4 protein-coding genes and 1 pseudogene are annotated in these 12,555 nt (G+C 71.9%); all 5 read left to right on the top strand.

Annotation, left to right across the window (positions count from 1 at the left end; translation table 11 throughout):
* Positions 1-2,129, top strand: a 2,129-nt coding sequence (locus ACWF94_RS05030; RefSeq protein WP_453484774.1) for a condensation domain-containing protein, incomplete at its 5' end; no start/stop codon positions are given.
* A complete protein-coding gene (locus tag ACWF94_RS05025) occupies positions 2,126-9,508 on the top strand; it encodes an amino acid adenylation domain-containing protein (protein WP_453484772.1) in 7,383 nt (2,460 codons plus the stop codon). The genes ACWF94_RS05030 and ACWF94_RS05025, both read left to right, overlap by 4 nt.
* Positions 9,509-9,642: 134 nt before the next feature.
* Positions 9,643-10,476 (top strand): siderophore-interacting protein, encoded by an 834-nt coding sequence (locus tag ACWF94_RS05020; protein ID WP_453484770.1) that lies wholly within the window; start codon positions 9,643-9,645, stop codon positions 10,474-10,476.
* A gap of 284 nt (positions 10,477-10,760) precedes the next feature.
* A pseudogene (locus ACWF94_RS05015) lies at positions 10,761-11,234 on the top strand (transposase); the annotation flags it as partial.
* A 280-nt stretch (positions 11,235-11,514) separates the two neighbouring features.
* Positions 11,515-12,501 carry a LacI family DNA-binding transcriptional regulator gene (locus tag ACWF94_RS05010; protein WP_453484768.1) on the top strand — a complete coding sequence of 329 codons (987 nt, stop codon included), beginning with the start codon at positions 11,515-11,517 and terminating at the stop codon, positions 12,499-12,501.
* The last annotated feature ends 54 nt before the right edge of the window (positions 12,502-12,555 follow it).

The following is a 12,555-nucleotide window of genomic DNA, read 5'->3' as shown; positions in this document are numbered from 1 at the left end:
GACGCGAGCAGGGCGGACGGCTGGACGGACAGCGCGGTCGGCTCGACTATCTGGGGCGCGCGGACGACCAGGTCAAGCTGCGCGGGTTCCGGATCGAGCCGGGTGAGATCGAGGCCGTTCTCGCGTCCGCGCCCGGGGTGGCGAGCGCGGTGGTGATCGTGCGTGAGGATGTGCCGGGGGTCCGGCAGTTGGTGGCCTACGCGGTCCCGGCGGCGGGTGCGACGGTGGACCGGGACGCGCTGCGGCGGCTGGCGGCGGAGCGGCTGCCCGAGTACATGGTTCCGTCGGTGTTCCTGGAGCTGGAGCGGGTGCCGCTGTCGCCGAACGGCAAGCTGGACCGCCGGGCGCTGCCCGCGCCGCCGGTGGTGGCGGCCGTGCCGGGGCCGCCGCCGGAGGGCGAGAGCCCCGTACTGCTGCTGGCGCGGCTGATGGCCGAGGTGCTGGGGCGGACCGGGGTCGGGCCGGACGACAACTTCTTCGAGCTGGGCGGCGACAGCATCGTCTCCATCCGGCTGGTGAGCCTGGCCCGTAAGGCGGGGCTGACGATCACGGCCCGGCAGATCTTCCGGCATCCGACGCCCGCCGGTCTGGTGTCCGTCGCGAAGGGTGCCGCCGCTGTGGCGGCGCGTCCGGTGGACGACGGGGTCGGGCCGCTGCCGCTGCCGCCGATCGCGCAGTGGTTCGCGGCACGCGGCGGCCCGTACGAGCGGTTCTGCCAGGCGCGGCTGGTGCGGCTGCCCGCCGGGGTGCGGGACGCCGATCTGACGGCCGCGCTCCAGGCGGTCCTGGACCATCACGACGGGCTGCGGCAGATCCTCACCGTCGGCCGGCCGGGTGTGTGGAGCACCGAGGTGCGTCCGCGCGGGGCGATCGGCGCGGCCGGGGTGCTGCGGACGGTGGACGCGGCGGGGCTGGGCGGTGCGGCGCTGCGGGAGCTGGTCTCGGCGGAGTCCGACCGGGCGGCCGGTCTGCTCGATCCGGCCGGCGGGCACACGGTGCGGGCGGTCCGCTTCGACCTCGGGCCCGACCGGCCCGGCAGGCTGCTGCTGGTCGCCCACCATCTGGTGGTGGACGAGGTGTCCTGGCAGATCCTGCTGCCCGATCTGCGGGCGGCCTGGGAGGCCGTGGCGGGTGGCCGGGACCCGGTGCTCGACCCGGTCGGAACCTCGCTGCGGACCTGGAACACCCATCTGCTGAACGAGGCGCACACCGCCCGGCGGGTGGCCGAGCTGGACCGCTGGCTGGAGGCTGACGTACGGGAGCGGACCCTGACGGCGCGGGCGCTGGACCCGGCGATGGACACGGTGGCGACCGCGCGGGAGCTGACGGTACGGCTGTCCGCCGAGCGGACCGCGCCGCTGCTGGACTCGGTGCCCGCCGCCTTCCACGGCACCGTCAACGACACCCTGCTGACCGCGCTGGCGCTGGCCGTGGGCGACTGGTCGGCCCGCGCGGGCCGCCGGGGGGCGCCCCTGACGGTGGATCTTGAGGGGCACGGCCGGGAGCAGGAGTCGCTGCCGGGCGCCGATCTGAGCCGTACGGTCGGCTGGCTGACCGGTCTGTATCCGCTGCGGCTCGGTACCGGTGCCTACGATCCGGCGGCGGTGCTGGCCGGGGACCAGGACGCCGGGAGCGCGCTGAAGGAGGTCAAGGAGCTGCTGCGGGCGGTCCCGGACGGCGGGATCGGCGCGGGGCTGCTGCGGTACGCGAACGCGGCCACGGCGCGGCTGTTCGACCCCGGCGCGCGCCCGGAGATCCTGTGGAACTATCTCGGCCGGCCCGCCGCGGGGGCCGCCGACTCGGCGTGGGGTCCGGCGGCGGAGGCGGACGCCCTGTCCGTACGGCCCGATCCGGCGACTCCGCTGTCGCATCCGCTGGAGATCACCGCGGAGATCGAGAGCGGACCCGAAGGGCCGCGGCTCAGCGCGTCCTTCGTCTGGGCGGGCGAGGCGCTGGCCCAGACGGTGGTCGGCGAGATCGCGGACGGCTGGCTGGCCGCCCTGGACGCCCTGGTGGCGTGGGCGGACGGCGGCACCACCGGGGGTCACACCCCGTCCGACCTCGATCTGATCGATCTCGACCAGGACCAGATCAGCATGCTCGAAGCAATGTGGAGGGATCAGCAATGACGCAGGCTCGTATCGAGGACATGCTTCCGCTGTCCCCTTTGCAGCAGGGCATGCTGTTCCACTCCGTGTACGACGCGAACGCCACCGATGTCTACACCGTGCAGGTGTCGGTGGCGCTGGCGGGGCCGGTGGACGCCGAGCGGCTGGAGGGCGCGGCGGCGGCGCTGCTGCGGCGTCACCCCAATCTGCGGGCCGGGTTCTGGCACGAGGGGGTGCCGCAGCCGGTGCAGTTCATACCCGCCGAGGTGAAGATCGCGGTGGGGCGGGTGGATCTGTCGGCGGAGGTGGCGGGCGGGCGGGAGGTCGCTTCCGGCGGCCAGGAACCGGGCACGGACCGCGATCCGGCGGCCGAGGCGCTGCGCCGGGTCGAGCGGGCGGAGCTGGCGGAGCGGTTCGAGCTGAACCGGCCGCCGCTGTTGCGGCTGGTGCTGGTGCGGCTCGGTGAGGGGGATCACCGGCTGGTGGTGACCGTCCATCACATCCTGGTCGACGGCTGGTCGATGCCGCTGCTGGTCGGGGATCTGCTGGCGCTGTACGCGCGTGGGGGCGACGCGTCGGGGCTGGCTCCGGCCCGTCCGTACCGCGACTATCTGAAGTGGCTGGGTCAGCAGGACAGAGCCGCCGCCGAGGGCGCCTGGCGCACGGCGCTCGCCGGGTTCGATGAGCCCTCGCTGGTCGCGCCTGCCGATCCGTCGCGCCGGGCGGTCCGCCCCGGAACACTGGGGGTCGAGCTGTCCGGGGAGGCGACGGCGCGGCTGACCGCGACGGCCCGCCGGCTCGGCACCACGCCGAGCACACTGATCCAGTGCGCCTGGGGGCTGGTGCTGGGCGCGCGGACCGGGCGGCAGGATGTGGTGTTCGGGCTGACGGTGTCGGGGCGGCCGGACGAGATCCCGGGTGTCGAGTCGATGGTGGGGCTGTTCATCACGACGGTCCCGGTGCGGGTGGCGATCCGGCCGGCGGAGAGCGTCGAGGAGTTGCTGCGGCGCTTCCGTGACGAGCAGAACGAGCTGCTGGCCCATCACCATCTGGGGCTGCGGCTGATCCAGAAGCAGGCCGGCGGCGGGGAGCTGTTCGACACCCTCGTCGTCATCGAGAACTATCCGGTGGACCCGGACGCGGGGCCCGAGGTGTCGGACGGGCTGTCCGTGACCGGGGTGGAGGCGCGGGACGCCACCCACTATCCGCTGACGCTCGCGGTGTCCCTGGACGAGCGGGCGCACCTTCAGCTGGAGTACCGGCCCGATCTGTTCGACGAGCGGCGGGCGGGGCTGATCGCCGGGCGGCTGGCGGGGGTGCTCGACCGGATCGCCACCGACCCCGGGACGGCGGTGGGCGCGCTGGAGCTGCTGGCCCCCGGTGAGCGGGAGCGGCTGCGGGCGCACTGGCCGGGGCCGGTCCGGGACGTTCCCGGCGGGACGGTCGCCGACCGGTTCGCCGAGCGGGCCGCCGCATCGCCGGACGAGATCGCCGTCGTCGCGGGCGGTGAGTCGCTGACGTTCGCCGAACTGGACGCGCGGGCCTCCCGGCTGGCGGGGCTGCTCGCCGCGCGGGGGGTGGGGCCGGAGTCGGTGGTGGCGCTTGCGGTGCCGAGGTCCGCGGACTCGGTGGTGGCGATCCTGGGGGTGCTGCGGGCGGGCGGCGCGTATCTGCCGCTCGATCTCGACTATCCGGCGGACCGTCTCGGGTATCTGATCGAGGACGCGGGGCCGGTGTGTGTGCTGACCACATCGGCGGCCGTGGGGCTGCTGCCCCCGGACGGCGGGCCGGAGCGCATCGTCCTCGACAGCGCCTGGACGGTGGAGCAACTGGCGACGTTCGACGGGGAGTTCGGCCCGCCCGAGGTGGCCGGTGACCATCCGGCGTATGTCATCCACACCTCCGGTTCGACGGGCCGGCCCAAGGGTGTGGTGCTCACCCACGGCGGTCTGGCCAACCTCTACGCCAACCATATCGACGCGGTGTTCGGGCCGGTGGTGTCGGCGGCCGGCGGGCGGCGGCTGCGGGCGCTGCACACGGCGTCGTTCGGTTTCGACACCTCGTGGGAGCAGCTCTTCTGGCTGATCGCCGGGCATGAGCTGCATGTGCTGGACGAGGTGGAGCGGCGGGACGCGGAGTTCGTCGTCGGCTATGTGCGTGAGCGCGGTGTCGACGCGATGGATGTCACGCCGACGTACGCGCGGCAGCTCATCGACTGGGGCCTGCTGTCCGCGGGGCATCACCGGCCGGCGCTGCTGCTGCTCGGCGGCGAGGCCGTGCCTCAGGCGCTGTGGTCCGAGGTGCGGGCCGCGAGCGGGGTGATGTCGGTGAATCTGTACGGGCCGACCGAGTACACGGTCGACGCGCTCGCCGCCGATCTCGGGGACAGCGCGACCCCGGCCGTCGGGCGTCCGATCGGCAACACCGGGGCGTATGTGCTGGACGCGGCGCTGCGGCCCGTCCCGGCCGGGACGGCCGGTGAGCTGTATCTCGCCGGTCGCGGGCTGGCGCGGGGCTATCTCCACCGGCACGCGCTGACCGCCGAGCGGTTTGTCGCCGACCCCTACGGTCCGCCCGGTACCCGGATGTACCGCACGGGCGATCTGGTACGGCTGCGGGACGAGGGGCCGGGCGGGGAGCTGGAGTATCTGGGCCGCACCGACGACCAGGTGAAGATCCGGGGCTTCCGGATCGAGCCGGGTGAGGTGGAGGCCGCGCTCACCGCGCTGGCCGGGATCACGGCCGCCGCCGTGGTGGTGCGAGAGGACACCCCGGGTGTGCGGCGGCTCGTCGGGTATGTCACCGGGTCCGCCGATCCCGTGTCCGTACGGGAGCGACTGGCCGCCTCCCTGCCGGACTACATGGTTCCGGCCGCGGTGGTGGTGCTGGAGGGACTGCCGACGAATGTCAACGGCAAGTTGGACCGGGCCGCGCTGCCCGCGCCCGTCCTCGGCGGCAGGGAGGGCTCCCGCGCGCCGGAGGGCGAGCGGGAGGAGGCGCTCTGCCGGATCTTCGCCGAGGTGCTGGGGCTGGCGTCGGTCGGGGTGGACGACGACTTCTTCGCCCTCGGCGGTGACAGCATCGTCTCCATCCAGCTCGTGAGCCGGGCGCGCAAGGACGCGCTGGCGCTGACCCCGCGCGATGTGTTCGAGCACCGTACGGTGGCGCGGCTGGCCGCCGTCGCGACCGGTACCGCCGAGGTGGCGGAGCGGGTGTCGGGCCCGCTGGTGGAGCTGGACGGGACCCAGCGGGCGGCGCTCGCGCGGGTGTTCCCGGACGCCGCGGAGGTGCTGCCGCTGTCGCCGCTCCAGGAGGGGCTGTACTTCCACGCGGTGTACGACGACCGCGCGCTCGATGTCTATCTGATGCAGAACTTCATCGAGCTGCTGCACGCCGTGGACCCGGCCGCCCTCCGGTCGTCGTTCGACGCGCTGCTGCGCCGGCACCCCAATCTGCGTTCCGCGTTCTGGCACGAGGGGCTGGAAGGCCCGGTGCAGGTGGTGCCCGGGGCGTGGGAGCTGCCGTGGCGGGAGCTGGATCTCACCGGGCTCGACCGGGCGGCCCAGGACGAGGCGCTCAGGGAGTTCTCGCTCGCGGACGCAGCGACCCGGTTCGATCTGTCGGACCCGCCGCTGATGCGGGTGACACTGATCAGGTTCGCGGCCGAGCGGTGGATGCTGTGTGTGACACAGCATCACATCCTGACCGACGGCTGGTCCGAGTCGCTGTTCTTCGAGGAGCTGTTCGCGCTGTACGGGCGCGGCGGCGACCCGGAGGGGATGGCGCCGGTCACTCCCTACCGGGAGTATCTGCGCTGGCTGGCCGGTACGGACGGCCAGGCGTCGGCCGCCGCCTGGCGGGACCATCTCTCGGGTCTCGACCAGGCGACGCTGGTCGCCCCGGCGGACCCGGCCCGGCAGCCGGTGACGGCCGAGGTGGTGGAGATCGTACTCGGCGAGGAGACCAGCGACCGGCTGCGGACCTTCGCCCGGGGCTGCGGGGTCACCCTGAACACCGTGCTCAGTACGGCGTGGTCGCTGGCGCTCGCGGGGATGACGGGCCGCGACGACGTGGTGTTCGGGGCCACCGTCTCGGGGCGGCCCGCCGATATCCCCGGCGTCGACCAGATGATCGGCATGTTCATGAACACCCTGCCGTTCCGGGTGACGCTGCGCACCGCCGAGCCGCTGCGGGAGCTGCTGGTGCGGGTGCAGCGGGAGCACGCCGAGCTGCTGCCGCACCACTATGTGGGTCTCGGGCCGGTCCAGCAGCTCAGCGGCATCGGCCAGTTGTTCGACACGCTGTATGTGTTCCGCAATACCCCGCTGGACGACGCGGCGCGCGAGGAGGCCGTGGCCCGGCACCGGATCGGCTGGACCCACAGTGTGGACGGGACGCACTATCCGCTCACCCTGGCCGTCACCCCGGAACGCGCCCTGGAGCTGAGCCTCGGCTACCGGCCCGACCTCTACGACCGGGGGACAGCCGAACGGCTCGCCGCGCGGCTGAGACTGCTGGTGGAACAGTTCGCCGACGCCGGGGCCACCCCCGTCGGCCGGCTGCTGACCCTGCCCGGCGACGAGCGGGCCGAACTGCTCTCCCGGGGCGACGACATGGGCCATCACGTTCCCGACACCACGGTGATCGACCTCTTCGCCGCCCAGGTCCTGCGCACCCCGGACGACACGGCCCTCGTCTTCGACGGCGAGCGGCTGAGCTACGCGGAGCTGGACGCGCGCGCCAACCGGCTGGCGCGGGCGCTGATCGCCCGGGGCGCGGGCCCCGAGCGGGTGGTGGCGCTCGGGCTGCCGCGCTCGGCGGACTTCGTGGTCGCGCTGTTCGCGGTGCTGAAGACCGGCGCCGCCTATCTGCCGCTGGACCTGGACCATCCGGTGGACCGGCTGCGGGCGATGACCGACGACGCCTCGCCGCTCTGTCTGGTGTCCACCCGCCAGGTGGGCGGGCGGGTGCCGGACGGCGTGCCGCCGCTGGTGCTCGACGCGCCGGAGACGGTGGCCGAACTCGCGGCGCTCCCCGACGGCCCGCTGACACCGTCGGAGCCGATCGCCGCGCGCGACGGCCGCCATCCCGCGTATCTGATCTATACGTCGGGTTCCACCGGCCGCCCCAAGGGTGTGGTGGTGCCCTACTCGGGTCTGACGAACATGCTGCTGAACCACCGGGAGCGGATCTTCGCCCCGGCGGTGGCGCTGGCGGGCGGCCGGCGGCTGCGGGTCGCGCACACCGTGTCGTTCGCGTTCGACATGTCCTGGGAGGAGTTCTTCTGGCTCGTCGACGGTCATGAGGTCCATGTCATCGGCGAGGAACTGCGCCTGGACCCGGCCGCGCTGACCGCCCACTACGACCGGGTCGGCATCGACGTCGTCAATGTCACCCCGTCGTACGGACAGCAGCTCATCGACGCCGGGCTGCTGGACACGGACCGGCACCGGCCGGTCCTGGTGCTGCTCGGCGGCGAGGCCGTGCCGGACGCGATGTGGTCGCTGCTGCGGGACACGCCCGGCACCATGGCGTACAACCTGTACGGGCCCACCGAGTACACCATCAACGCACTCGGCGCGGACGTCGGCGAGAGCACCGGCTCCTGTGTCGGCCGCCCCATCCACAACACCCGCGCCTACATCCTGGACAGCGCCCTGCGGCCGGTGCCGCCGGGGGTGCCCGGTGAGCTGTATCTCGCGGGCGCGGGCCTGGCCCGGGGCTACTTCGCCCGCCCGGCGGCGACCGCCGAGCGCTTTGTCGCCGATCCGTACGGGGAGCCGGGGACGCTGATGTACCGCACGGGCGATCTGGTGCGGTGGCGGGACAACGACCCGGCGGCCCGGATCGACTATCTGGGCCGCACCGACCACCAGGTGAAGATCCGGGGCTTCCGGATCGAACTGGGCGAGATCGAGTCGGCGGTGGCCGGCACCCCGGGCATCGCCGCGGCGGCGGTCGTCGTCCATACGAGCCCCAGCGGGGTGAAGCGGCTGGTGGCGTACACGGTGCCGGCGGGCGCGTCGTCCGGTGCCACCGGTACGGCGGACTCCGGTGCCTCATCGGGTACACCGGAAGCCGGTGCCGCGGCCTCCGCTGCCGCCGGGCAGGCAGCGCTGCGGGCGCGGCTGTCGGCGACGCTGCCCGAGTACATGGTGCCCTCCGCGTTTGTGGAGCTGCCCGCGTTGCCGCTGACGGTCAACGGCAAAGTGGACCGGGCCGCGCTGCCCGCGCCGGACTTCGGCGACACGGGGGGCGGCCGGCCGCCCAAGGACGCCCGCGAGGAACTCCTGTGCCGGATCTTCGCCGAGGTGCTGGGCCTGGAGCGGGTCGGCGTCGAGGACAACTTCTTCGAGCTGGGCGGCCATTCGCTGCTGGCGATGCGGCTGGTCGGCCGCATCCGTACGGAGCTGGGCATCCCGGTGCAGGTCGGTACGGTCATGTCCGCGCCCACCGTCGCCGATGTGGCCGCCCGGATCGGCACCGACGCCCGCCGGGACGCCCTGCGGGTCCTGATGCCGCTGCGGGAACGCGGCACGCGGGCACCGCTGTTCTGCTTCCACCCGGCGTCCGGGTTCAGCTGGCAGTACACCGGGCTGCTGCGCCATCTGGAGCCGGACCGGCCGGTGTACGGCATCCAGTCGCCGGGCCTGTCGGGGCCGCTGCCCGAGGTGGCGGATGTCGCGGGACTGGCCGAGCTGTATCTGGCGGAGATCCGGGCGGTGCAGCCCCGGGGCCCGTACCACTTCCTGGGCTACTCCTTCGGCGGCACGGTCGCCCAGACGCTGGCCGCGCTCCTCCAGGAGCGGGGCGAGGAGGTCGCGTTCCTCGGTCTCCTCGACGCGTATCCGCCGGAGACGGACGACTGGTCGTACATCGACGCGCCGGACTGGCGGGAGCGGCTGGAGCGGGAGGAGAGCGGGTTCCTGCTCTCCGTCGCGGGGGTCTCGGCGGGTGACGCCGGCGGTCCGGCGGCGGGAGCGGCGGGAGCGGACGGCTCGGCGGGCGACGCCGACGAGTCGGCAGGGGCAGGGGCAGCCGGCGGTCCGGCGGGCGCGGTGAGCCGGGAGGAGGCCGTGGCGGCCATCCGGGACAGCCAGGGTCTGCTGGCCGGTTTCGACGAGTCGCTGCTCAGCGCCGTCGTGGACACGAATGTGCACTGCGTACGGCTGCTCTCGCGCAGCCGCACCCCGCGCTACCGAGGCGATGTGCTGTTCTTCACGGCGTCCCGGTCCACCTCGCCCGAGGACGCCCCGGCGGCGGTGTGGCCCGCGTATCTCGACGGCCGCCTCGTCGAACACACCGTGGACTGCTCCCACGACGAGCTGATGGACCCGGAACGGCTGGCGGAGATCGGTCCCGTGGTGGGTGCGGCGCTGTCGGCCGTACGCCTGCCCTGACCCGTTCCGGGCAGCTCAGCGCGCGCCGGGGCTCCGGCTCCGGCGCGCACCTCACGCTCAACTCATACTCAACTTATGCAAGGCTTACCTAAGTTCACCCTCTTGGGACTCTTCCCGGAAGCGAGTCGATCAGCGTGGAAACCAGCAATCTGCCGGACATCGAGGTCGTCTACCACGACATCACCGTCCGTACGCTCGACGTCCTGCGGGTCACCCGGGTCACCCCCCGGATGCTCCGGGTCACCCTGGGCGGCCCGGAGCTGGCGGGCTTCATCGACCGGTCCCCCGCCGACCATGTGAAGTGCTTCTTCCCCGAGCCGGGCGCCGAACTGCCGGTGCTCCCGAGGATCGCCGACGACGGCGACGGTCTGGAGTTCCCGGCCGAGCCCCCGTTCCCCGTCTCCCGCGACTACACCACCCGCCGCTACGACGCCGAAGCGGGGGAACTCGACCTGGACTTCGTCCTCCACGGCAAGGGCGTCGCCTCCGTCTGGGCCGAACAGGCCCGGCCGGGCCAGAAGCTCGGGGTGGCCGGGCCGCGCGGCTCCATCCTCACCCCGTGGGTGTTCGACTGGTATCTGTTCGCGGGCGACGAGACCGCGATCCCGGCGATCTGCCGCATGCTGGCGGAGCTGCCCGATGGCGTACCCGCGAAGGTCTTCCTGCTGGTCGACGACGCAGGCGAGGAACACCCCGTGCCCACGCGCGCCAACGCCGAGATCGTCTGGCTGCACCGCGACGGGCTCGCCCACGGCGAGGGCGATCTGATGGAACGCGCCGTCAGGAGCGTCGAGTTCCTGCCCGGTCAGCCCTTCATCTGGATCGCCGGTGAGGCGGGCGAACTGAAGCCGATCCGCCGCTATCTGCACAAGGACCTCGGCCTGAACCGCGAGTACACCGACGTCGACGGCTTCTGGAAGCGCGGGGTGGTGAACCTGGACCACCACGAGCCCGAGGACGACGACTGACCCCTCGCACCCACCGGGCCCGGCACCCTTCCAAGGGCCGGGCCCTTGGTGACCCCCGGGACCAAACCCCTTGGCGCGCGGCCCTGCCGTCCTGCCCGGCCCCCTCCCCTGGGGCTCCGCCCCAGATCCCGCTCCTCAGCCACTGCCTCAACCTCGATCAGGGCCGGATAGGGCTCCATGCGGAACAGACCCCACGGAACCGTGGACTGCTGGCTCATGCTCCTGGCGAGGGAGTCGCCGTCGAGGGCGGCCATGGAGCCCCAGCCCAAGTGCGGGGTGAAGCCGGGACGCCGGCGGGCATGCGGCTGATCGTGCGCAAGGAACGACCGCATCCCGGGGCCCAGTTGCGCTTCACCGATGCCGACGGGCTGCGGCTGACCTGCTCCGCCACCAACAACACCAGCGAGCCGATGGCCGCCCTCGAACTCCGCCACCGTCAACGCGCCCGAGCCGAGGACCGCATCCGAAGCGTCCGCGCCACCGGCCCGCGCAACCTGCCCCTGCACGACACCGCCCAGAACCAGATCTGGCTGGAGATCGTCCAGATCGCCCTCGACCTGCTCGCGTGGATGCCGATGCTCGCCCTGACCGGGAAACCCCGGCTCTGGGAGCCCCGCCGCCTGCGGCCCCGCCTGTTCTCCGCCGCCGCCCAGCTCATCACCACGGCCCGCCGCCGACATCTCGGATTCGCGGCGCACTGGCCCTGGACCCACGTGATCACCGTCGCGATCCAACGGCTCGAAGCCCTCCCGAACCCGGTTGACCAGATACTTCACCTGTCCCGACGAACCCGCACCCCCTGCCGGAACCGTGGAACCGGCCGCCCACCCAGCCAGGCCCTCAGCCTGCCCGCCCTCACCCAACACGCCGGGACGGCCCGCCAGAAGCACTGACGAGCCATCACGAAAGATCGAGGCCAGTCGGCCGGATACCTGCCGCGTCGGAGGCTCGGATAGAATTGTGTACGGCTGAATCAGCTGATCGCGAGGAGAGGGAACAATGACAGGGAGACCACGGACGCCGGCAACCTCGATCGACGTGGCGAATCTGGCAGGAGTCTCTCAATCTGCCGTATCCCGCACCTATACGAAGGGCGCGAGCGTCGGTAAGGCTACGCGGGCCCGGGTCGAGGCTGCCGCAGCCAAGCTCGGTTATCGACCGAACCTCATTGCCCGGTCTCTGATGACGGGTCGTACGAACATCATTGGCCTGGCCGTCGGAGACTTCGCCAACCCGTTCTACGCTTCTATCGTCGAACATCTCTCCAACTCATTGCAGGAGATCGGGTACCACGTCCTCCTGTTCACACTTTCGGAAGAAACGGATCCGGATGTCCTGCTGCAACAGGTCATCAACCTCAGGCTTGATGCCCTGGTAATGGCTTCAGTCAGCCTGTCCTCTTCCCTCGCCGACAGCTGTCAGGCCAACGGCATACCTGTGGTTCTCGTCAACCGCACGACCGAAGCGGACAGTTGCTCCACTGTCACCACCGACAATGAAGCCGGGGCGGCCGAACTCATCGAATATGTGATTGCCGCGGGGCATTCAAAGATTCTGTACGTGGCGGGACCGGAAACAACATCGACCAGCCTGGAACGTGAGCGCGGCTTGCTCACCACGGTTAATTCCCACGACGGCGTGTCCTTTCAGCGCATTGCCGGCGACTACGACTTCACCATCTCGGCGAATGAAACTGAACGGCTACTCAGCGGTTCAGACTTCGCACCAGACGCAATTTTTTGCGCCAATGACTTCATGGCGTTCGCAGTCATGGATGCCATCCGCTTCCATTGCGGGTTGAGGGTTCCTCAGGATATCTCGGTCGTAGGATTCGACGACTCCGGGCCCGCCTCTTGGCTCAGCTACGACCTGACAACCTACTCCCAACCGGTGCCACGCATGATCGACGCGGTGATCTCGATTCTGCAAAAGGTCACTGAAAACCCCAACTCGGAACCCGAGCACATCGTCATTCCAGGCGATCTTGTCGTCCGCAGCTCATGCCGCAAGCCCGAAGGCCGATAGCGGGAAACCTCGCCTGATCGGCCCGTCGCAGACCGATTGGCAGGGCCTGTCCGC

Source organism: Streptomyces sp. NPDC055078 (assembly GCF_053607985.1).
This window is presented reverse-complemented; position numbering and strand designations above follow the sequence as displayed.